The sequence below is a fragment of the Enterobacter sp. WP_7_1 genome (assembly GCF_003688535.1).
In the GTDB taxonomy this organism is placed as follows: Bacteria; Pseudomonadota; Gammaproteobacteria; order Enterobacterales; family Enterobacteriaceae; genus Enterobacter; species Enterobacter asburiae.
Map to the genome: position 1 here is coordinate 915,129 of NZ_REFK01000001.1, position 21,787 is coordinate 936,915.

The 21,787-nt window shown below is 53.0% G+C and carries 24 protein-coding genes; 11 read left to right on the forward strand and 13 right to left on the reverse strand.

Annotated elements, in window-relative coordinates; all coding sequences use genetic code 11:
- Nucleotides 1-247: 247 nt before the first annotated feature.
- On the reverse strand, nucleotides 248-1,747 hold the full coding sequence (locus BJ885_RS04530) for a cyclic diguanylate phosphodiesterase (protein ID WP_121931273.1): 1,500 nt from the start codon (nucleotides 1,745-1,747) through the stop codon (nucleotides 248-250).
- 205 nt (nucleotides 1,748-1,952) lie between these two features.
- On the opposite strand from BJ885_RS04530, the gene BJ885_RS04535 reads away from it, so the two are divergent.
- The 3 genes from BJ885_RS04535 to BJ885_RS04545 all read left to right on the forward strand — a co-directional run bounded on the left by BJ885_RS04535 (nucleotide 1,953) and on the right by BJ885_RS04545 (nucleotide 5,634).
- Nucleotides 1,953-3,503, forward strand: a complete 1,551-nt coding sequence (locus BJ885_RS04535) for a cyclic diguanylate phosphodiesterase (protein WP_259467189.1) — start codon at nucleotides 1,953-1,955, stop codon at nucleotides 3,501-3,503.
- 113 nt (nucleotides 3,504-3,616) lie between these two features.
- Complete coding sequence (locus BJ885_RS04540) at nucleotides 3,617-5,101, forward strand: diguanylate cyclase (protein ID WP_375714059.1); 1,485 nt, start codon at nucleotides 3,617-3,619, stop codon at nucleotides 5,099-5,101.
- Between the two features lie 284 nt (nucleotides 5,102-5,385).
- Nucleotides 5,386-5,634 (forward strand): GlsB/YeaQ/YmgE family stress response membrane protein, encoded by a 249-nt coding sequence (locus BJ885_RS04545; RefSeq protein ID WP_006174788.1) that lies wholly within the window; start codon nucleotides 5,386-5,388, stop codon nucleotides 5,632-5,634.
- 130 nt (nucleotides 5,635-5,764) lie between these two features.
- Here the strand turns inward: BJ885_RS04545 and BJ885_RS04550 are convergent, their stop codons facing one another.
- Both BJ885_RS04550 and BJ885_RS04555 read right to left on the reverse strand, forming a co-directional pair.
- Nucleotides 5,765-5,863, reverse strand: a complete 99-nt coding sequence (locus tag BJ885_RS04550) for a YoaK family small membrane protein (RefSeq protein ID WP_029739841.1) — start codon at nucleotides 5,861-5,863, stop codon at nucleotides 5,765-5,767.
- A 45-nt stretch (nucleotides 5,864-5,908) separates the two neighbouring features.
- Nucleotides 5,909-6,937: a sensor domain-containing diguanylate cyclase gene (locus tag BJ885_RS04555; RefSeq protein ID WP_121931786.1), complete on the reverse strand. Its 1,029-nt coding sequence runs from the start codon at nucleotides 6,935-6,937 to the stop codon at nucleotides 5,909-5,911.
- Between the two features lie 310 nt (nucleotides 6,938-7,247).
- Here BJ885_RS04555 and BJ885_RS04560 point away from each other — a divergent pair, with 310 nt between their 5' ends.
- Nucleotides 7,248-7,502: a DUF333 domain-containing protein gene (locus BJ885_RS04560; protein WP_121931274.1), complete on the forward strand. Its 255-nt coding sequence runs from the start codon at nucleotides 7,248-7,250 to the stop codon at nucleotides 7,500-7,502.
- An 80-nt stretch (nucleotides 7,503-7,582) separates the two neighbouring features.
- Complete coding sequence (locus tag BJ885_RS04565) at nucleotides 7,583-7,888, forward strand: hypothetical protein (protein WP_023311247.1); 306 nt, start codon at nucleotides 7,583-7,585, stop codon at nucleotides 7,886-7,888.
- On the opposite strand, the gene BJ885_RS04570 is transcribed toward BJ885_RS04565, so the two are convergent.
- Nucleotides 7,889-8,233, reverse strand: a complete 345-nt coding sequence (locus tag BJ885_RS04570; protein WP_121931275.1) for a DUF488 domain-containing protein — start codon at nucleotides 8,231-8,233, stop codon at nucleotides 7,889-7,891. It abuts the gene before it with no gap.
- A gap of 101 nt (nucleotides 8,234-8,334) precedes the next feature.
- On the opposite strand from BJ885_RS04570, the gene BJ885_RS04575 reads away from it, so the two are divergent.
- Nucleotides 8,335-9,042, forward strand: coding sequence for a CTP synthase (locus tag BJ885_RS04575; RefSeq protein ID WP_121931276.1), 708 nt, complete (start codon nucleotides 8,335-8,337; stop codon nucleotides 9,040-9,042).
- A gap of 32 nt (nucleotides 9,043-9,074) precedes the next feature.
- Here BJ885_RS04575 and BJ885_RS04580 read toward each other — a convergent pair whose 3' ends face one another.
- Nucleotides 9,075-10,262, reverse strand: a complete 1,188-nt coding sequence (locus BJ885_RS04580; protein WP_121931277.1) for a CynX/NimT family MFS transporter — start codon at nucleotides 10,260-10,262, stop codon at nucleotides 9,075-9,077.
- Nucleotides 10,263-10,361: 99 nt separating this feature from the next.
- Here BJ885_RS04580 and BJ885_RS04585 point away from each other — a divergent pair, with 99 nt between their 5' ends.
- Complete coding sequence (locus BJ885_RS04585) at nucleotides 10,362-11,153, forward strand: helix-turn-helix domain-containing protein (RefSeq protein WP_121931278.1); 792 nt, start codon at nucleotides 10,362-10,364, stop codon at nucleotides 11,151-11,153.
- On the opposite strand, the gene BJ885_RS04590 is transcribed toward BJ885_RS04585, so the two are convergent.
- Complete coding sequence (locus BJ885_RS04590) at nucleotides 11,137-11,583, reverse strand: DUF441 domain-containing protein (RefSeq protein WP_059346515.1); 447 nt, start codon at nucleotides 11,581-11,583, stop codon at nucleotides 11,137-11,139. The two genes, BJ885_RS04585 and BJ885_RS04590, sit on opposite strands and share 17 nt — an antisense overlap.
- 145 nt (nucleotides 11,584-11,728) lie before the next feature.
- On the opposite strand from BJ885_RS04590, the gene yoaI reads away from it, so the two are divergent.
- The gene (yoaI, locus tag BJ885_RS04595) at nucleotides 11,729-11,833 is read left to right on the forward strand and encodes a small membrane protein YoaI (RefSeq protein WP_010430055.1); all 105 of its coding nucleotides are present in this window, start codon (nucleotides 11,729-11,731) and stop codon (nucleotides 11,831-11,833) included.
- 21 nt (nucleotides 11,834-11,854) lie between these two features.
- Here yoaI and BJ885_RS04600 read toward each other — a convergent pair whose 3' ends face one another.
- The 3 genes from BJ885_RS04600 to yeaG form a co-directional block, all read right to left on the reverse strand.
- Entirely contained in the window at nucleotides 11,855-12,355 is a 501-nt protein-coding gene (locus BJ885_RS04600) for a YbaK/prolyl-tRNA synthetase associated domain-containing protein (RefSeq protein ID WP_029739834.1), read from the reverse strand.
- A 98-nt stretch (nucleotides 12,356-12,453) separates the two neighbouring features.
- Nucleotides 12,454-13,737, reverse strand: coding sequence for a YeaH/YhbH family protein (locus BJ885_RS04605; RefSeq protein ID WP_047648072.1), 1,284 nt, complete (start codon nucleotides 13,735-13,737; stop codon nucleotides 12,454-12,456).
- A 75-nt stretch (nucleotides 13,738-13,812) separates the two neighbouring features.
- The gene (gene yeaG, locus BJ885_RS04610) at nucleotides 13,813-15,747 is read right to left on the reverse strand and encodes a protein kinase YeaG (protein ID WP_008500713.1); all 1,935 of its coding nucleotides are present in this window, start codon (nucleotides 15,745-15,747) and stop codon (nucleotides 13,813-13,815) included.
- A 431-nt stretch (nucleotides 15,748-16,178) separates the two neighbouring features.
- On the opposite strand from yeaG, the gene BJ885_RS04615 reads away from it, so the two are divergent.
- Complete coding sequence (locus BJ885_RS04615) at nucleotides 16,179-16,925, forward strand: MipA/OmpV family protein (protein WP_121931279.1); 747 nt, start codon at nucleotides 16,179-16,181, stop codon at nucleotides 16,923-16,925.
- A gap of 78 nt (nucleotides 16,926-17,003) precedes the next feature.
- On the opposite strand, the gene BJ885_RS04620 is transcribed toward BJ885_RS04615, so the two are convergent.
- Nucleotides 17,004-17,888: a D-hexose-6-phosphate mutarotase gene (locus BJ885_RS04620; protein ID WP_121931280.1), complete on the reverse strand. Its 885-nt coding sequence runs from the start codon at nucleotides 17,886-17,888 to the stop codon at nucleotides 17,004-17,006.
- Nucleotides 17,889-17,961: 73 nt separating this feature from the next.
- The gene (gapA, locus tag BJ885_RS04625; protein WP_023311257.1) at nucleotides 17,962-18,957 is read right to left on the reverse strand and encodes a glyceraldehyde-3-phosphate dehydrogenase; all 996 of its coding nucleotides are present in this window, start codon (nucleotides 18,955-18,957) and stop codon (nucleotides 17,962-17,964) included.
- Nucleotides 18,958-19,297: 340 nt separating this feature from the next.
- On the opposite strand from gapA, the gene msrB reads away from it, so the two are divergent.
- Nucleotides 19,298-19,711: a peptide-methionine (R)-S-oxide reductase MsrB gene (gene msrB / locus BJ885_RS04630; RefSeq protein ID WP_029739831.1), complete on the forward strand. Its 414-nt coding sequence runs from the start codon at nucleotides 19,298-19,300 to the stop codon at nucleotides 19,709-19,711.
- Between the two features lie 56 nt (nucleotides 19,712-19,767).
- A complete protein-coding gene (locus BJ885_RS04635; RefSeq protein WP_196239757.1) occupies nucleotides 19,768-20,031 on the forward strand; it encodes a YeaC family protein in 264 nt (87 codons plus the stop codon).
- A gap of 45 nt (nucleotides 20,032-20,076) precedes the next feature.
- Here BJ885_RS04635 and pncA read toward each other — a convergent pair whose 3' ends face one another.
- Nucleotides 20,077-20,718, reverse strand: a complete 642-nt coding sequence (gene pncA / locus BJ885_RS04640) for a bifunctional nicotinamidase/pyrazinamidase (RefSeq protein ID WP_121931281.1) — start codon at nucleotides 20,716-20,718, stop codon at nucleotides 20,077-20,079.
- Nucleotides 20,719-20,727: 9 nt separating this feature from the next.
- Nucleotides 20,728-21,744 carry an asparaginase gene (gene ansA / locus BJ885_RS04645; protein WP_008500705.1) on the reverse strand — a complete coding sequence of 339 codons (1,017 nt, stop codon included), beginning with the start codon at nucleotides 21,742-21,744 and terminating at the stop codon, nucleotides 20,728-20,730.
- Nucleotides 21,745-21,787: the final 43 nt, after the last annotated feature.

The following is a 21,787-nucleotide window of genomic DNA, read 5'->3' on the forward strand; positions in this document are numbered from 1 at the left end:
CAGCATCACGCTATCGGACCACATGCATTTTTTCCGCAGAATATGCGAAGCGGGGGCGTCGATAAACAGCGCGAAAATAACGGTCAGACAAAAGAGTACCACTGGTAATAGTAAGGATAATTTCACGTTTTTAACCAAAATATGAGTGTGCTTCAGGGTAATCTACCGTCTGAATGTGACGACTATATGTTTTTGCGTAAAAAATAGAAATGCCTGACTGGAAAAAACGGACGCGCAAGGCTTCGGGTTACGGTGCAACCCCGGTGAGTCGCTTCGCCAGCTCGCTTCGGGTGAGTGCTTTTGAAAAATACCATCCCTGAATCAGCGCATCGGGATATCTGCTTGCAATAAAGCGATATTGAATTTCATTTTCCACGCCCTCGAAAACAAGCGTTTTATTCAATCTTGCAAGGGCATCGCTGAAGATTACAAAGATGTTTTGCTTATAATGCTCGCTGATGCCGTCCACCAGCGACTTATCGATTTTGATTTCATCATATTCAAGCAGCGACAGGCGGGCGAGATTCGAGTTTTGCACGCCAAAATCATCTATTGATATTTTAACGCCGAGCGATTTCAGCTCCTGACAGAATCCCTCGAGAATATCTGCCGTGGAAACGGCTTTCTCAGAGAGTTCGACCTTCATCAGGGAAAGGGGAAGGTGATTGGCAAAACACGCACGACGCAAAATAGTAATGAACTGTCCATCTTCAATTTCCTTGTGCCCAACGTTTATTGAGACTATCAGCTGGTGTTTTATCGCCAGAGGGGCAATTTCGGAAAGGGATTTTTCGATAATATTACTGTAATATTTTTTATACAGGCCGATCTTCTTAATTAATGGGATAAACAGCTCCGGAGAGACGTCCCCATGCTTTTGATCGCGCCATCTCGACAGAACTTCGACGCCCACGATTTTTTGATCGTGAATGCGAATAATGGGCTGATAGTTAACGCTGATGGTATTCGTGATGACGGCTTTTATCAGCGTACGTTCCAGAGAAAAACGGTCTTCATAGATACGGAAGATGAATAACGTTATCGCAATCCAGATAAAACAGAGAATGACCGCGAGAAGCGCAAAGATAAACGGAGGTAGCGAGGCCAGCCCGGCATCGTGATGCTTCACGATGACGCACAGGTCCCAGAAGGTGCTGCACTGTGTCAGAGTCAGGGTAAACAACGTCGAATGCAGCCAGCTCTGCTGATTTAGCTCCGTGGCGGCCGAAAAAAAGACTCTGCCGAAATCTTTGGTGGTAGCACTGAGCGAATAGCTTGCGGTAACCGGGGTGAATTTATCGTAAGCATAGCGGGAGGTGAAGATAATAATATTATTATAAATTGCCGCATTGCCCGTGAAAAAGTCTTTTCTCGAGAACTGGGCCAGGAGAAAGCCCCTCGGCGTTTTATGCAGTTCTGCAGGAAGTGCAACGGGCGTCGCGAGTTTTCCCCAAAAAGCGGTACAGACAATTTTTCCCTTATCAATAAAGCCGATATCGGCAAAATAAAGATTATTAAGCTTAATTTGTCTGTAGCGATCGAGGCTGGTTTTGTCACATCCCTGCGCCGTGATGCTTTTGAGACCCAGCGCCACGCTTTGGGACACGTCTTCTGAATAATGTAAAAGGGTACGGGATATTTCAAGCTGTTTGCTCTTCTGCTGACCGATGATTACAGCATTGACCGCATAAAGAGACAGGAAGACCAGAAGCGTTGAAACAATAGCAACGGCAATGAGCTTTTTCATTTTCCAGATATCCAGTCCGCTCCCTGATTTCACAAATCTTAACACAGCCAGGGCAAGGAACAAGCCTGATAGTCACGTCATGTGAGTAAATGTCGGCAGATGAACTCATACGAAAGTATCAGTTTTTTAAGACAATTCTCAGCTAAGCTATTTTCATTGTTATAAGCAATACCGGGTTAGCACAGGCTCTTCAACCAGAACATCCATGCTTGATTTTTCTATTAAGGAAAACATCGTGCGCAACGTGATGATCCCTATTCTTAGCGCTCTGTTTCTTTTTCTGAGCGGCATTTTGATTATTAACTGGCAGCTATGGCAGATGGCGAAGCTGAGTAATAGTCATACCGCCACGGCCAGCACCCAAAAAATAGAAAACATTCTGGCTGAAGCAGTCAGTGCGGCCAGCACGGCAAAGCGCGTTGCGGCCGAAGGGTGTACCAGTAGCGGACAGCTGGCGCTGGGGACAGAGGCAGCGCTAAAACCGCATCTGCGCGCCATCATGATCGAGCAGCAGGGTAAAATCATCTGTACTTCCCTTCCCGGGAATGGCGTGTTGATTATTCATCCTGAGACGTTACCTGCCGAAAAATTGATGCTGTTACCGGGCAGTCGACTGGTGAACGGCATTCCGGTGCTTGTCTTTCAGATGCCCATCGCGGGAGGGCGCGTCATCATCAGCATCAGTGACGCGCATTTGCAGGACGTCATTGCAAGCGCATCGAACAGCATGGATCTGGGACTGGTTGTCGGCGAAAGCATGCTTGTTCGCAACGGTGCCGTGAGGGGCTGGAAAGCGGCTTCCTGGACGGGGGCGCTTACGGCATCAACGCAATTTCCCTTTAGCCTCGCCTGGCAACCTCCTGCCTTTTTCAGCCTGACGCGGCTTTTGCAACAGGGATGGAGCCTGATATTGCTTATTCTTGCGCTATCGGTGGCGGTGGGTATTTTGATCCGCCGATACAAGGGGAAAAGTACCTCATTTGAAGACGACTTACGTAAGGCCATTTTGCAAGGGGAGATCGTGCCTTATTACCAGCCGATCGTGAACGGCGATACCGGCGGGTTATACGGCGTTGAGGTCCTGGCAAGATGGAAGCATCCAAAGTCAGGCTTTATCCCGCCGGATGTCTTTATTCCGATTGCCGAACGTAGCGGGTTGATTATACCGCTGACCAAAGGGTTGATGGCAAAAGTGGTGACCCAGCTTAAGCCGCTTTTGCATAAGCTACCGGACGGGTTTCATATCGGGGTGAACATCAGCGCCAGACATATTAATGCGCCTTCATTTATAGGTGACTGCCGCGTCTTCGGGAAGGGGTTTCAGGGTAAAGAGGTCAAACTGGTTCTCGAGGTGACCGAGCGTGAACCGCTGATCGATAATCCCCACCTCGTGGAAAACCTCAACATGCTGCATAACGCCGGCTTTGTTATTGCCCTGGATGATTTTGGTACGGGTTATTCCGGGCTGTCATGCCTTAATGCGCTGGCCATTGATTATATTAAAATTGATAAGAGTTTTGTGAATCGGGTTTCAGAGGAAAAGGACTCAACGATCCTGCTGGACTGCGTCATTGACCTGGCGAAAAAACTCTCATTGCGTATTGTTGCTGAAGGCGTAGAAACAAAAGAGCAACTGGAGTATCTCAACCGTAATGAGATAACACTGTTACAGGGATATTATTTTGGTAAGCCCGTCTCCTATATCGATTTTATTAAAGTCATTTTATCTAAACCCAGGGAGACTGTTAGTTTGTAAAACGAAATAAAGACGAGCTTCAGTTGTATGCTTAAGTGCAATTCATTTTCCTCTTATCCCGAGCTTTGTTACAGTGACAAGAGTTGTCAGCCAGGGATGTCAGGCGTGATAAGGTGGAAAAGCTCGTGCATGTGAAAAATACTTTTTACACAACAACCATTACCGTCATCATTGTCTCATTGATCATCTCGCTGTCGCTTGCCGTCCAAATTGCCACGTCCAGACAGCAGTCAATTCAGCAAATTAATACCAGCGTTGCTAACCTGAGCCATACCCTTGATGTCTACACCGAGGGGATCATGCGCCAAAGCGAAATGTTAATTACTACCGTTTCCGACATAATCGAAATTTATGGCATGACGCCGCAACAGGCGACCAATATTCAGCGGATGATAAATGATCAGGATAATCTTCTTACCCAGATTAATAATGTGGTTGTTTACGACGCTCAGGGCGATATCTTTACCGCGTTGCACGAAACTTTTACAGGCCCACGCAAAGGATCGGACAGGTCATTTTTTATCTATCACAAGGAAAATAAAAATCAGCAGATTTTTATTGGTGAGCCCGTGGTAAGCAGAACCAATGGCAAATGGGTCATTACCATTAGTCGTCGCCTTGAAACCCACTCCGGGGCATTTAACGGTGTCGTGGTGGTGACGCTGGGTATCGAGAATTTCCTCGCGCTTTACGGGCAGATTAATATTGGTCACCTGGGCGTCATTGGCTTAACGACGCAATCCGGCGTGCTGCTGGTCCGTCACCCCTTTAAAAATACCTACGTCGGCACGATTTTTTCTGATTCACCCCTCTTCAGGAAATACCTAAAGGTACAAAATACCGGGATAGCCAGTTCCGTTTCGCGGTTTGATAAAATCGAACGCATTTACGCCTATGAAAAAAACCGACGCTACGGGCTGGTGACCACCGTGGCCGTCAGCATTGATGAAGCCCTCGCACCGTGGCGCAAGCAGGCTATTCAGCTGGCGCTACTCATTTTCGTTTTCACTGCGATACTTATCGTCGCGTCGTACTTCCTGTATTCCGACTTATCCAGAAAAACCAGAGATAATAAGGCGTTGAAGATTATCGCTTCCGAGGATGCGTTGACCGGGCTGTACAATCGTCGCATTTTTGATGAAAGAATCCTCTCTGAAATCGCGACGTGTGCCGCACATGACGCAGCGATTTCGATACTGATTGTGGACGTGGACTACTTCAAAAAATACAACGATAACTACGGCCATCCGGAAGGGGACCGGTGTCTGGCGCTGCTGGGAAACAGTCTCCGGGAGAGCCTTATCCGTGATAATCAGATTGTGGCGCGCTACGGCGGAGAGGAGTTTGCGCTGATATTACCTGATACGGATATCCAGGAGGCGCTTCGACTGGCGCAGACGATTATTCGCAACGTGTTTTCCCTGCAAATCGCGCATGCTTTTAGCCCCTTCGGACGGGTGACGGTAAGCGTCGGGATTTCCACCGCGCGTGCGGTCGACATCGCGGGCAGCCAGCAGAATATCATTATTGCCGCTGACCAGGCGCTCTACCAGGCAAAACGCGCAGGACGTAACCGGTACGCGTTTGTTGGGGTATGAACAGAAAAAAAGCCCACTCAGGAGTGGGCAAAAAATACTGGAAGCAATGTGAGCAATGTCGTACTGAATACCTGAGTGTTACGCTCAACTATTCAGTGTTGAGAAAGATAATCTTTCTCAACAAAAGATGCAACCCCACAGTTTATGCGGCAGGCTCTTTTTGTTGGTGAATAATTGCGCACTCTCTCATTGTGATGCCTATCACAAATTTCCTTTCTGAAATCCTGTGCTATTCTTTTTTGTGTCGTTGATTTAATGACAAAAACCATACAGAGAGGAAAGTTATGGGAATTTTATCCTGGATTATCTTTGGGCTTATTGCGGGTATTCTGGCGAAGTGGATTATGCCGGGCAAAGATGGCGGTGGTTTTATCGTCACCGTAATACTGGGTATTATCGGCGCGGTAGTCGGCGGCTGGATCAGTACGCTGTTCGGTTTTGGCAAGGTCGATGGTTTTAACTTCGGCAGCTTTGCCGTCGCGGTCATCGGTGCGCTGGTTGTTCTGTTTATCTACAGAAAAATCAAAAGCTAAGGCTTAAAAGCGTTAAAAAAGGCTGCCAGATGGCGGCCTTTTTTACGTGGTAGGTTTACCACCAGCCAAGCTGCGCGCCGGCAAACGCCGCGATGGCAACGATCAGCATAATGAGGGTCGTTTTTCTCATTTATGCCCCAGGCGCCGCGTAACCACCGACAAAAAACCATGCTAAAAAAATCACCGCCGTTATAAAAATAACGACCGGGAAGAGGATCCCTATTCTCATATCATCACCTGTTTCGGTTCTTGTAACGCCGTAGAGTGTACGGGGTTAATCCATAGTGAGAAAGCGTGTTTTGCTTTTTCCTTTCTTATCCTGATACATCGCGACATCCGCGTCGCGTAATGCGCTGTCCGGATCGGTTACCCGAGGGTCCACTTCGATAACGCCGACGCTGGCCCCGGGGTAAATGAGGTTGACGCTACCCAGCCAGTATTCACCGGCAATACAGGCGCTGAGGCGCGTTTTGACCAGAGTGACCTGCGCGTTATCTCCTTCGCTGTGGGATGTGCTCAATGACGCGACCAGAAACTCATCGCCGCCCAGTCGGCCAATGATATCGTCCTGCTGTTTTTCTTCCGTCAGACGCTTGCCCACTTCAATCAGGAACTGGTCGCCAGCCTCGTGTCCGTAGCGATCGTTAATCAGCTTGAAATCATCCAGATCGATGAACGCGATGACGGTGTTACGTTTAAGGTGCCGCGCCAGGGAAAACAGCGTGGTCAGATCTTCAAAAATGGCGCGACGGTTGGGTAAACCGGTAAGGGCATCCGTGTAAGAGTGGGCGATGAGGGCCGCATTGGCTTCGCGAAGCTGGGTTACCAGCGACTCTTTCTGAATGGACTGGGCAATCAGCCCGGCGAATAACTTCAGAACCTGTTCACCGCGCTCGCTAAGCGGCTTTCTGGCCGTGCTGGTGGCACAGAGCGTTCCGTAGAGTGAACCATCCGCAAGATGGACAGGAATACTCATGTAGGTCGTAATGCCGAGCGCTTTCGCCGCCTCGCACTCCGGCCAGCGTTCGGGAACGTCGTTGCTGAATACGGTATCGCTATCCAGCGCGCGCTTACACAGTGTTTCATCCCACGGGACGCTCAGCCCCTCAGGGATTGTCATCTGCTTGCTGTTGCGGGCGTAGAGGATATGCTGCAGTCGGGCTTCGATATCTACCTTGGTGAGGTAAGTCGACTCCATGTCAGTCACAATCTCCAGCATCTCCAGCAGCTGACGAACGAGACCTTCAAGGGATTGTTCAGTGGCGAGGGTTTCTGAAACACGGGCAAGGATAATATCCGACATGACGTAGAATGACTCCCAGGCAGAAGACGTCTGCATCTGCATGTTATGCTGAGTTTTTAGACTTCTGGCATAGTAAAACATGAATATAAAAAATTTAATATATGCAGGGAGGGGGCAGCAGCAGAGAAAAAAAAGCCCCGTTGTTGAGACCGGGGCAAAGACATCTTGATTACGGAATGATGTTCTCTGGTCATATCGAGAACATGCAACACTATAGTGTTGAAAAGTGCAGTTAAAATGGAGAAATCATGGAGAAAGCGGCGATGACCCGTTACCCTTAGACTGTCATGATGTCACAAGGATCAATGAGATGAGATTTCTTCTTCTGGCGCTGGCGCTTCCCCTGGCTGCCTGCACCGCGAAAACAACCCCACCCGATGCGCCGAAACCGCCGCACGCTATCGGTATGGCGAACCCGGCCTCCGTGTACTGCCTGGAGAAAGGCGGGGAACAGATCCCGGTTCAAAGCCCGCAGGGCGTACGCACGGAGTGCAAACTACCGGGGGGCGAAGTGATTGATGAATGGACGCTCTACCGTCGCGATCATCCGCAACCCGCCAGGTGACAGACGTATATTGCCTGCGATACACTTCTCTTTAGGATTATTCTTAGCCAGCCCCTGGCTACCGTTACCGTGAGAGAAGTATGTTTCAGCTTAAACCGGGCAGCATGGCAATGATCATCGGTGCCCGCACGGCGTCAGGCCGTCGCAATATTGGTAAATCTGTTGAGCTGTTTGGCCTGTGTCAGCCCGGCCTGCGTTTCGTTAACCCGGTCAACGGCGTGATGACGCAATTACCCGCTACCGCCGATCGCGCGCTTTGGCTGGTGACTGGCGATGTTTACGCCTTTGACAATCAGCACGGCTTTGCCTTTGTCCGCGCCGAACATCTGATGCCACTCACCCCCGATGAAGCGCCGCAAATGCTTGACGAGCTGGCGATCGGCTGATCAGAGATGGCGCAGCCAGTCGGCTAATACCAGGGCGTGATTCTGCTTTGTGTCTTTTGCAGCAAAGAGCAGGGTGACAGTCTGCCTGTTCGCCAGCGTCGCCAGACGCATTCCCTCGTCAGCATGCTGCGCCAGCTCTTCCCTATAGGCCTTACTGAAGGCGGCGAAATCAATGGTTTCGCTATGAAAGGCCTTACGTAATTCATTCGAGGGCGTGAGTGCTTTACACCATTCATCATAGGCAAGGTCCGTTTTTTTAATCCCGCGCGGCCACAGCTTGTCCACCAGCACCCGATAGCCGTCGTCCAGGCCAGCCTGCTCGTATACGCGTTTGCATTGAATCATAATTCCACCCTCCCAATTTAAGGTATTGTGATAATTGCAGAAGATCGGTAGTCTGAGGTTCCTTATGTTATCTGATAATACTCTGGCATAAGGAACCTTTCATGGAACACCTCCCGGTTAAAACGACGCTGCGCATTGCGCTGGTTGGCGATTACAATCCCAACGTTATTGCGCATCAGGCGATCCCGCTGGCCATTGATGACGCCGCCGCAGTCCTTGACCTCACCGCCGATTACGACTGGCTTGCCACCACTGAGCTGACGAGCCCTGAAGATCTGGTGGGCTACGATGCCATCTGGCTGGTGCCTGCCAGCCCCTATAAAAACACCGCGGCGGCCTTTATCGCCGCGCGCTACGCCCGTGAAAACGGCATTCCATTCCTTGGCACCTGCGGCGGATTCCAGCACGCGCTGATTGAGTATGCCCGCAATGTGTTGGGCTGGGCCGATGCGGCACATGCCGAGACGGATACAGAAGGCACCATGGTGATTGCGCCGCTGGCCTGCTCGCTGGTGGAAAAAACCGATGCCATTGAGCTGCGCAAAAATACGCTGATCGCGAAAGCGTACGGCAAGCCGGAAATTGAAGAGGGTTATCACTGTAACTATGGCGTGTCGCCGGCGTTTTCCCAGGCGCTGGAAAGCGGTGATATGCACGTTACGGGCTGGGACGAACAGGGGGAAATTCGCGCCGCAGAGCTGGTTACGCATCCGTTCTTCGTGATCACCTTATTCCAGCATGAGCGTGCTGCGCTGGAAGGCCGCCCGGTCGTGCTGGTGCAGGCGATGCTGCGCGCGGCGCGCGGGTAAGAAAAGGCAGGCCCAATGGTCTGCCACACCATTTAACGGGGCGCGATCTCCCGGTCTCGCCCGGCAAGCACGCCGCAGAGTGCCATTATCACGGCGGCCAGGGCGCAGCCCAGAAGCGGAATTTGCCAGTCTCCCGCGCTATCGTGTATTTTCCCCATCAGCGGAGGGCCGCAGGCGGCGAGCAGATAGCCAATCGACTGCGCCATGCCGGAGAGCGCCGCGGCCTGGTGCGCGGAGCTGGCACGTAGCCCGATGAACGTCAGGCCGAGGATCATCGTTGCTCCGGAGCCAAAGCCAAACACCAGCGTCCACATCACCGCCATGTCAGGCATAAACCATAGCCCCGCTGCGCTTACCGCGCACAGCAGCGCCACTGCGCCTGCAATGGCCCGCTGATCTTTCAGACGGTGGAGGACCAGCGGCACGGCAAGCCCCGGCACGGCCGTGGCCAGCTGCAGCAGCCCGTGCACCGAGCCGGCCTGCGCTTCGCTGTAGCCGTGGCTAAGCAATATCGCCGGCAGCCAGCCGATGATGACGTAGTAAATCAGCGAGTTAATCCCCAAAAAGAGCGTCACCTGCCAGGCGAGGGCCGAGCGCCAGATGGCGCGATTATGCAGCGCGCCAGCGCCCGTTACCGTTGCAACGTGTTTCTGACGCCACTGGGGCAGCCAGAGCAGCAGCGCGACCAGCGGAAACGCCATCAGCATCAGCAGTGCGCCATGCCAGCCCGCATTACCCTGCGCCAGGGGAACAATCATCGCTGAGCCAAACGCCGCCGAGACGCCCATGGTCAGGGAATAGGCCCCGGTGAGTCGGGCCACCTGGCCCGGGAAGTCACGTTTGATTAATCCGGGTAACAGCACATTCCCGAGCGCAATCCCGCAGCCGATAACCGCGGTTCCGATGAACAGCAGCGCGGCGGAAGGCAGCGAGCGAACCGCAATTCCGGCGCAAATCAGCAGCAGGGCGACAAACAGGCTGCGCTCCATGCCGATACGTCGGGCAACGCCTGCGGCGAGGGGTGAGACAAGGGCGAAAGCCAGCAGGGGCAGGGTGGTCAGCAGACCGGTTTGCGCCGTGCTTAAGCCATAATCAAGACGAATAGTGTCGAGCAGCGGAGCTGCGCCGGTAAAGGTGACGCGAAGCGTAGTGGCAATCATCAGGATGCCTGCAATCAACAGCGCGCCGTGTTTTCCTGAGGTGCGAATAACAGTAGTCATTATGTTCTCATACGTTCAAGCGAGCGCACACAATACCGATTTTCCCGGCGGTTTAAATCAGGCTAAAATGACAGTTTATCGCTAAAATCGGACAAACGGATGATTGGTCTGGGACTGGACGGCTATGATCCCGATAGCCAGCACGATGCGGCCGTCGCGTTTCGCATCCGCGTGGTGGCGGAGGAACAGTATATTCCCCGACATCATCACCGTAAGGGGCAGCTCATTCTCGCCCTCGGCGGCGCGATCACCTGCGAAGTGGAAAATGCCATGCTGATGGTTCCACCCCAGTACGCCGTCTGGATCCCTGGCCAAATGCCGCACAGCAACAGGGCCACGCCGGGCGCGCAGCTCTGCTTTTTGTTCATTGAACCGGGTGCGGCAAGCTTGCCCGACCGCTGCTGCACCCTAAAAATCTCCCCTCTGGTGCGGGAGCTGATTTTATCCCTGGCGGAAAAATCGCGTGAACAGCTCTCTCTTACGGCCACATCGCGCCTGGTGCACGTTCTGTTTGACGAGCTGCCGCTCCAGCGTCAGGAGCATCTGCAGCTGCCCGTCTCCCCCCATCCAAAAATTCGGCTGATGAGCGAGAAAATGGCGGAAGAGCCTGCCGCATGGCAGACGCTGACGCAGTGGGCGAGCCACTTTGCCATGAGCGAACGCAGCCTGGCGCGGCTGGTGGTGAAAGAGACCGGCTTAAGCTTTCGCCGCTGGCGCCACCAGCTGCAGCTGATCGTGGCGTTACAGCATTTGATCGGTGGGAAATCGGTACAGCAGGTGGCACAGTCACTCGGCTATGACTCTACCACCGCGTTTATCACCATGTTCAGGAAGGGTCTGGGCCAGACGCCGGCGCGCTATATGGCCAGCCTGACTACGACTTCCCAATAAACAGAGAGACAAGGCCCGCCGCAATCAGCGGCCCCACCGGAACGCCGCGAAAGAGCGCCACCCCCAGCACGGTGCCCACCAGCAGACCCGCCACCAGCGAGGGCTGGCTGCTCATCAGCGTAACGCCGCGCCCGCCCAGCCACGAAACAAAAATCCCCACCGCGATCGCCACCAGTGATTTCCAGTTTACAAACGAGTGCAGCAGGGTTGAGGCGGGAAGCGTGCCGCTGGCGATGGGCGCCATTACCCCGATGGTTAAAATGATGATTCCAATGGTGAGGCCTTGTTTTTCTATCCACGGGAAAAAGGTATTTAACGGGGTCACGCGAATAATAATCAGCACCAGAATCGAGATGGCGACGGTGGTGTTATGGCTGACAAAGCCGAGCGCGGCGAGTGCCAGAAGAATGAGCAGAGTAGGGTCAAACATAGGGAATCCTTGCCAAAATAATTAACCTGCTTACAGTACGCGCAAACGCGACGCAGGACAGTTTTAAAAAGATTTTATTGTTGTCATAACCTTGTCATTTACGCGGATTAAAACGGAGGCAGATATCGCAAAAGGGGTCGCCATCATGAACGATCACATGTTTGTTGAAACGCTGATTATCTCCTCATCGTTTTTCGCTATTGCCGTTATTCTCGTCGCCTCCGTGCTGTTCCTGGAAAGAAAAGGCTGACAGGGTCGCCAGCCATAGCGGTTACGCTTTATGGAAATTCACAAGCTCAGGACGGGCGATGCGCAGGTAATCCTGGGTATCCATAATCACGGATTTCTCCAGCAGGCCGGCATTAAACGCGATTTCGTCAAAACGCTCGAACAGCAGCGGGTCGGCAACCAGCGCCAAATCAGGATGGAAGCTAAAGGGCGGGATAGCGCCGAAAACGCAGGCGGTCAGGGTATCGACCTCGGCCGGGCTGGCGAGGGAGGCCTTCAGCCCGCCAAAATGGCTGGCAAGCTGGCTCAGGTCGGCCTGCAGGTCGGCGGCGAGGATCGCCAGAACGTGTTTTTTTACGCCGTTTCCCTTCACCTTGCAGACCAGGGCCTTTGCGCCTTGCCGCAGATCGGTCCCGCGAATTTCACTTACCGCTTCACATTTCCCGACCGCCTCGTGCTCCATGACGCGAAACCGCGCGCCCTGCTCGGTGAGTAAGGTAATCAGCTGCTGGTGGGTTCCTGCCCCAATAACGTCGTCAGTCATAACGATTTCCCGGTGATAATCCTGTATGCAGGGTTCTACATTAGCACGGGATGGGCGGGGTCGAAAGAAAACAGCCAGCGCGTTCGCTGGCTGTTGGATTATGCGTTGCTGGTAGCAGATTGCTTGTGGAACAGCTCCCTGAACACCGGATAAATATCATCCTGGTCACGGATATGCTGCATGGCAAAATTATCGAACATTGCTTGCAGATGTTCATACTCCCGCCACAGGGTCTGGTGCGCGCGACGGGTTATTTCGATATAGCTGTAGTAACGCACCACCGGCAGAATTTTCTTCGCCAGAATCTCGTGACACAGCGGTGAGTCGTCGGCCCAGTTGTCGCCATCGGACGCCTGCGCGGCATAAATGTTCCACTGCGACGGGTCGTAACGCTCTTTCACCACTTCATCCATCAGCTTCAGGGCGCTTGATACGATGGTCCCGCCGGTCTCTTGCGAGTAGAAGAACTCATGTTCATCTACTTCTTTCGCCTGAGTATGGTGACGAATATAAACCACCTCCACGTTCTTATAGGTTCTGCTCAGGAACAGGTAGAGCAGAATATAAAAACGCTTCGCCATATCCTTCGTGGCCTGGTCCATCGATCCGGAAACGTCCATCAGACAGAACATTACCGCCTGGCTGGAGGGCTCAGGGCGTTTTTCGTAATTCTTGTAGCGCAGGTCGAAGGTATCGATAAACGGTACCCGTTCAATCTTCGCTCTAAGTTCCGCAATCTCTTTACGCAGGCGCTCTTCTTCCAGCAGTTGCGCCGGTTCCGTGTTCTCCACGACCTTCAGGCTGCTCTCCAGCTCGCGCAGTTCGCGCCGTTTGCCCGCCGTCATGGCCGTTCGTCGCGCCAGTGAATTCTGCAACGAACGCACGACGCTGATATTGGCGGGCACGCCGTTGGCGGTGTAGCCCGCGCGATGGGTTTTATATTCATTAAGCTGACGATGCTGATTCTTTTTCAGATTCGGCAGCGCCAGATCTTCAAACAGCAGGTCGAGATATTCGTCTTTCGAAATCTGGAAGACAAATTCGTCCTGACCTTCACCGTCCTGGCTGGCCTGTCCCTGACCGCTTCCTGAACCACCGCCGCCGCCCTGAGGACGCTCAATTCTGTCGTTCTGAACGAAGTGGTCATTACCTGGGTGTACGCGATGGCGCAGGCCGCCTCGCCCCTGATGAAACATCGGTTCGCTGATGTCATCGGTGGGGATGGAGACAGATTCGCCGCTGTCGACGTCGGTCACCGAGCGTTTATTGATGGCCTCGGAGATAGACTGTTTAATTTGCGCTTTATAACGACGCAAGAAGCGCTGGCGGTTCACCGTGCTCTTGTTTTTGCCGTTAAGACGCCGGTCAATAAACCAGGTCATATACCCCCCGTACTGCATTTGCCAACTTGCATTTTGTAGGCCCGGTATGCGCTAACCGCCACCGGGCACTTGTTTTTAAGACGATTTACGCACGCGCAGATACCATTCGCAGAGCAGGCGGACCTGCTTGCGGGTGTAGCCTTTTTCCATCATACGGTCGACAAAATCGTCGTGCTTTTTCTGCTCATCGGTTGAGGTTTTGGCGTTAAACGAGATCACCGGCAGCAGCTCTTCGGTATTGGAGAACATTTTCTTCTCAATGACCGTGCGCAGCTTCTCGTAGCTGGTCCAGTTCGGATTGCGCCCGTTGTTATGCGCTCTGGCGCGCAGGACGAAGTTCACAATCTCGTTACGGAAGTCTTTCGGGTTGCTGATCCCGGCAGGCTTCTCGATTTTTTCCAGCTCCGCGTTCAGGGATTCACGGTCAAACAGCTGGCCGGTATCCGGGTCGCGGTACTCCTGATCCTGGATCCAGAAGTCAGCATAGGTGACATAACGGTCGAAAATGTTCTGCCCGTATTCTGAATAGGATTCCAGGTAGGCCGTCTGGATCTCTTTGCCAATGAACTCGGCGTATTTCGGGATCAGGTAGCCTTTGAGGAACTCAAGGTAGCGTTCAGCCTGCTCCTGCGGGAACTGCTCGCGTTCGATTTGCTGCTCCAGCACGTAGAACAGATGAACCGGGTTGGCCGCCACTTCCGCGTGGTCGAAGTTAAAGACGCGGGAGAGGATCTTAAACGCGAAACGCGTGGACAGACCGTTCATCCCTTCATCAACCCCGGCATAGTCGCGATATTCCTGATACGACTTCGCTTTCGGGTCGGTATCTTTCAGGCTTTCACCGTCATAGACGCGCATTTTGGAATAGATGCTGGAGTTTTCCGGCTCTTTCAGACGCGAAAGGATGGAGAAGCGTGACAGCGTTTCCAGCGTGCCGGGCGCGCAAGGGGCGTGCACCAGCTCGCTGTGGTTAAGCAGTTTCTCGTAAATTTTGATCTCTTCGGAGATCCGCAGGCAATAAGGCACCTTGACGATGTACACGCGGTCAAGGAAGGCCTCATTGTTTTTGTTATTACGGAAGGTCACCCATTCAGATTCGTTCGAGTGGGCGAGAATAATCCCGTTAAACGGCAGGGCGGAGATACCTTCCGTCCCGTTGTAGTTGCCTTCCTGGGTAGCCGTCAGCAGAGGATGCAGCACTTTAATCGGTGCTTTAAACATCTCGACGAATTCCATAATCCCCTGGTTCGCGCGGCACAGCGCGCCTGAGTAACCATAGGCATCCGGATCGTTTTGCGCGAAGTTTTCCAGCTTACGGATATCGACTTTACCCACCAGAGCCGAGATATCCTGGTTGTTCTCATCACCGGGTTCTGTTTTGGCGATGGCGATCTGTTCAAGGATAGATGGCCAGACCTTCACCACGCGGAACTTGGTGATGTCGCCACCAAACTCGTGCAGGCGTTTTGCCGCCCATGGCGACATGATGGTGCCGAGGTAGCGACGCGGGATGCCATATTCTTTATCCAGAATCTGCGCATCTTCCTGCGGATTGAACAGGCACAGCGGATGGTCGTTCACCGGGCTGCGTTCACCGTTGGCGCTCAGCACATAGATAGGGACGCGCTGCATCAGCGACTTCAGGCGTTCAGCCAGCGAGGATTTACCGCCACCCACCGGGCCGAGTAAATAGAGGATCTGTTTCTTCTCTTCCAGACCCTGAGCGGCATGCTTCAGATAGGAGACAATCTGTTCAATGGCATCTTCCATACCATAGAACTCTTCAAACGCCGGGTATCGGGCGACCACCCGATTCGAAAAGAGACGGGAAAGCCGAGGCTCCAGGGCAGTGTCAACCATGTTTGGCTCACCAATAGCCATCAATAGCCGTTCTGCCGCATTGGCATAGGCACTGCGATCTTGCCGACAGATGGTAAGAAACTCCTGCAGTGTGAACTCTTCGTCCTTGGCAGCTTCATAGCGCTGGCGATAGTGATCGAATATATTCATGGCATGCCGTCCTTTCGTTTTTTAGCACAGGATAAGAGCCGTTCGTATGAGTAGTGGAGGCTCCCGGAAGAGAATCTCTCGCACCTCACTGCCAGAGCAGCAACCTGTGTGCCAGGTCAGACGCTAAGAACCGCAGGGTGTTCAGGAAAACTCTTCTTAAATTAAAGCGTAGATGGCATTTGCAAAACTTGCATGCCCAGAAAATCTACTTTCAATGACATATCAATAACTCATCCAAAAATTTCCACTGTCGTTATAAGACAAATGCACGTTTTTCATTCAGTGGTCATATAAATGAAAGCGGGTTGTCATCTGAAAAGTTAAAAATAACGGGTTAATCAGACTGATTAGCAGGCAAAAAATTTTGGGATGTACGGGAATGGCGGTTACACTTCATCCGCTGATTATTTGACTACAGGAAAGAATGGATTGTGACCAAACTCAAACTTCTGGCATTAGGCATCTTTGCCGCGACCGCAGTGAACACCGCACAGGCGGAAAGTCAGTGGACGGTTGGCGCGGGTGTTGGCGTCATTAACAGCCCGTATAAACAGTATGACCGTGATGTTTATCCTGTTCCCGTTATCACCTATGAAGGCGACAACGTCTGGTTCCGCGGGCTCGGCGGCGGCTACTATTTCTGGAACGATAAGGCCGATAAGCTCTCCATCATGGCCTACTACGATCCAACGCACTTCAAGCCGGGTGACAGCGACAGCCATGCGCTTCGCCAGCTCGACAAGCGTAAAAGCACCATGATGGCCGGGCTCTCGTATGTACATAACACCGAGTATGGCTTCCTGCGCACGGCCCTGGCGGGTGACACGCTGGACAACAGCAACGGCTTTATCTGGGATCTGGCGTGGTTGTACCGCTACACCAACGGCGGGCTCACCCTGACGCCGGGTATCGGTGTGCAGTACAACAGCGAGAACTACAACGACTACTACTACGGCGTCTCTAAAAACGAGTCCCGCCGCAGTGGTCTGAAAAGCTACAGTGCAGATGACGGCTGGGATCCTTACCTGGAGCTGACCGCGAGCTACAACTTCCTTGGCGACTGGAGCGTGTACGGTACCGGCCGCTATGAGCGTCTGAGCGACGAAGTGAAGGATAGCCCGATGGTTGATAAGTCCTGGGCAGGCATCTTCTCTGTGGGTGTGAGCTACAAGTTCTGATTGTGCATTAATTCAGTGCAATCTATGCATCAAAACGGGGCGCTTGCGCCCCGTTTGCTTTAATGTGGTGCAGTGAATTTATCGCTTAACAATCCGAATCGTCTGCCCTAAACGAGACGGTTTTTCTTCACTCGCTTTCTGCGGGTTGGTCACGCGAGCCGTCTCCACGCAGACAAACGTTTTATATCCATCATCCGTCATGTCGGCCATGCTGACGGACAGCGCAGGACCCGGGTTCCAGCCCACCACGTCGCTGTGATGATGATGGACCACTTCAATGCCGCGGTTCAGGGCGCCGTCGTGGATCACGCTGCACGCTTCCGGGTGCAGGTAAACGCGATCGGTACGGTCAGGGAATGCCTGAACGCCGTCGCTCAGTTTGCCTTCTTTCGCGTTATCCACTTTATCGATATAGGTATCGCCCAGGCCGCTCACCTTCACTGCGCTGATATCACCCACGTTGAAATAGGTGTGCAGGGCAGAGGTGGTTTCGAACTCGCCGTGAGCTTCCAGTTCGATTTCACAGGTTTTACCCAGCTTGAAGCGGGCATACAGGGTGAAATCGTGCGGCCAGAGGGCGCGGGTTTCATCATTAGCCTGCAGCTCAAAGGTCAGCACTGCGCCGTTGTCATCTTCGTTATGCGCTTTCAGCGTCCACTGCTGGTTGCGGGCAAAACCGTGAGACGGCAAACCCGGCTGTGCGGACGGGCCGAACCACGGCCAGCAGATCGGTACGCCACCGCGGATTGCGGCCCCTTTTTTGAAGGAGGTCGCATCGCTCAGCCATAAGCCTTCAGCTTCGCCTTCCGGTTTCCAGGAGAGCAGGTGCGCGCCGTTCAGCGCCACGGACGCTTTGACGCGCGGATGGTCAACGACGATAACGTCGGCACCGTCAATCTGACGGCGTGAGAGCACAGGGGTAAGTTGTTCGACTACCGGAAGTGCAAAAATTTTATTAATCATTAAGCAATCCTCTGTCTTATAAATAAAAAAAGGCGACCGAAGTCGCCTTTTTGGATCAAGCACTCATCTCAACTTATTTAGAGATGTGAGCGATCAGGTCCAGTACTTTGTTAGAGTAGCCAGTTTCGTTGTCGTACCAGGAAACCAGTTTCACGAAGTTGTCGTTCAGTGCGATACCTGCTTTAGCATCGAACACGGAAGTGCAGATTTCGCCGTTGAAATCGGTAGATACAACGTCGTCTTCGGTGTAGCCCAGAACGCCTTTCATTGCGCCTTCGGAAGCAGCTTTGATTGCTTTCTTAATTTCTTCATAAGAAGCAGCTTTTTCCAGACGAACGGTCAGGTCAACAACGGATACGTTAGGAGTTGGAACGCGGAACGCCATACCAGTCAGTTTGCCATTCAGTTCTGGCAGTACTTTACCTACAGCTTTAGCAGCACCGGTAGAGGATGGGATGATGTTCTGAGCCGCGCCACGGCCGCCGCGCCAGTCTTTGTGAGACGGGCCATCAACGGTTTTCTGAGTAGCGGTGGTTGCGTGAACGGTAGTCATCAGACCTTCGATGATGCCGAAGTTGTCGTTGATAACTTTAGCCAGCGGTGCCAGGCAGTTGGTGGTGCAGGATGCGTTAGACACGATATCCTGGCCAGCGTAAGTTTCGAAGTTTGCACCACGAACAAACATTGGGGTGTTGTCTTTGGAAGGACCAGTCAGAACAACTTTCTTCGCACCCGCAGTGATGTGTTTACGTGCAGTTTCGTCGGTCAGGAAGATACCGGTTGCTTCAGCAACAACGTCAACACCGATTTCGTTCCATTTCAGGTTAGCTGGGTCTTTTTCAGCAGTAACGCGGATGGTTTTGCCATTAACAACCAGGTGGCCGTCTTTCACTTCAACGGTGCCGTCGAAACGACCGTGAGTTGAGTCGTACTTCAGCATGTACGCCATGTATTCAGCGTCCAGGAGATCGTTGATACCAACGATTTCGATGTCAGAACGTTTCTGAGCAGCACGGAAAACAATACGGCCGATACGGCCAAAACCGTTGATACCTACTTTGATAGTCATATATTCCACCAGCTATTTGTTAGTGAATAAAAGGTTGCCTGTAAAATTACAAAAACCTTACGCAGCGTCAAGCGGAATCGTGTCAATCATTGCGACAAATCAATCCTGTGACTAACGTTTGTGCGACTGACTCGCCTCACTTTCCCTTTGAGCTTGCACCCATATGGGGGCTGAGCCGGGATTTTAAAGTCCTCGCAGGATAAAAATGTGAACATGATCACAATTGCCTGACCGCTTATTCGCGACACATAAGTTTAGATCAAAAGTGCACGCAAGGGTGTTAATGTTTTGTTAGAATCCGGGTTGAAAGATGTCTGTTTCTACAGCGAGATGTAAGCATATGTCGAACCAACGTAACCCTGACGATTTGAAAAAAAACCTCACAGAAATGCAGTTTTACGTGACGCAGAATCACGGGACGGAACCGCCGTTCACCGGGCGTTTACTGCACAATAAGCGAGACGGCGTCTACCACTGTCTGGTCTGTGATGCCCCGCTGTTCAATTCACAAACGAAATTTGATTCTGGCTGCGGCTGGCCGAGTTTCTACGAGCCGGTGAGCGATGAGGCTATCCGCTACCTGACCGACTCGTCGCACGGCATGGTGCGCACGGAAATTCGCTGCGGCAACTGCGATGCGCACCTTGGGCACGTTTTCCCGGATGGCCCACAGCCTACGGGCGAGCGTTTCTGCGTAAACTCAGCCTCAATGAGCTTCACTGACGACGAAAACGGCGACCAGGTGAAGGGTTGAAAAAACGATTCAGCAAATTATTCCTTTGAAAGGGCGCGAGTGTGAATATTGATGACATGATTAGCGGCATGACGCCGGAAATTTATCAGCGTCTGGTGACCGCCGTAGAACTGGGAAAATGGCCCGACGGCGTCGCGCTGACGCCGGAGCAAAAAGAGAACAGCCTGCAGCTGGTGATGCTGTGGCAGGCGCGCAATAACACCGACGCGCAGCACATGACTATCGACACCCAGGGCCAGATGGTGATGAAAAGCAAGCGCGAGCTGAAAGAAGACTTCGGCATCACGCCGAAGCCGATTGCGACGATGAAAATGCAATAACGGTGCGGGTTGATACCCTCTCCCACAGGGAGAGGGCGTAAAAGGCTACGCCTGCGTTTCCAGCCAGTCTTCGAGCGTATACAGCGTTGCGCCTTCCGCAGCCATATCCATAAACGCCTGAGCGCTGTCCTGCGGGTTAATGTTCACCCCGCGGCAGCCGTCGGTGATGACGCTGACGGTATAACCTAACTGGAGCGCGTCCAGCACGGTAAACTTAACGCAGTAGTCCGTCGCCAGGCCCAGCACGATCAGCTCCGTGATTTCATGGTGACGTAACCATGCGTCCAGCGCCGTTTTCTGGCGATGCCCGTTATCAAAAAACGCGCTATAGCTGTCGATAGCCGGGTTTTCACCTTTATGGAACACCGCGTCGATGGCTTTCTGGTTCAGGAGCGGATGCAGCTCCGCGCCTTCAGTCTGCTGTACGCAGTGATCCGGCCAGAAGGTTTGCGCCAGCCCGTCGAGTTCCCCCTGAGTGAACGGCTCAACGTTGTGCTGGCTGGCAAAGCTGCCGTGGTTCGTCGGGTGCCAGTCCTGGCTTGCGACAACCGCTTCGCCGCGGGCTTTGCACCAGTCAATCAGCGAGTTTGCCACGTCAACGGTGCTGTCACCTTCGGCGACGGCCAGCGCACCGCCCGCGCAGAAATCATTTTGCAAATCGACCAGTAGCAGGGCGCGTTGCTTCATGAGTACTCCTTATTCGTCCGGGGTCAGCTCGCCGCGCAGGTTTTGCATCATCGCGCTGCGAATGGACTGAATGTCCAGATCCTGACTCAGTAAATAGTGAAGTTTAGTCAGCGTTGCCTCAACGGTCATATCGAAGCCGCTGATGACTCCCGCATGCGCCAGCGCGTTGCCGGTGGCATAGCCGCCCATGTTGACCTTTCCGGACATACACTGGGTCAGGTTCACGACCACAATTCCGCGCTCGCTGGCTTCCTGGAGCTCTTTCAGGAACTCGCCGTTCTGCGGGGCATTACCTACGCCATAGGAGCGCAGAATCAGCGCTTTCACCGGCTGACGCAGGAAGTTACGCACCACGTCGGCAGAGATACCCGGGTAGATAGTGACCACGCCAATCGGTTGCGGAGTGATCGGATGCACGATCAGTTCGCCGGCGGTGTTCGGCGCAGGCGGCGTGCCCAGACGACGAATATGAATCCCGGCCTCCAGCAGCGGCTGCAGGTTAGGGGAGGCGAAGGCGTCAAAACCGTCGGCATGGGCTTTGGTGGTGCGGTTGCCGCGATACAGACGGTTATTAAAGAACAGCGACACTTCGTTAATCGGGTAATTCGCCGCCACGTACAGGGAGTTAAGCAGGTTGATCTGCCCGTCCGAGCGCAGCTCCGCCAGCGGGATTTGCGACCCGGTGACGATAACCGGCTTGCTCAGGTTCTCCAGCATGAAGGAGAGCGCCGAGGCGGTAAACGCCATGGTGTCGGTGCCGTGCAGGATCACGAAGCCGTCGTACTGGTCGTAATGGGCTTTAATGTCATCCGCGATGTGCTGCCAGTCTTCCGGCGTCATGTCGGAGGAGTCCATCAGCGGCTCGTATTCGTGGATGGTGAAGTCAGGCATTTCCGGACGGTGGAATTCTGGCATCAGCGCAAGCTGACGCTGAAGGTGGCCGGAGACAGGGATATAGCCGTTTTCAGAGCGCTGCATACCGATGGTACCGCCAGTGTAGGCTACATAAATCGATTTCTTCTGCATGGTAGTGAGTTCTTGTTCTTCAAAAGAAAAAAATCCCCTCTTC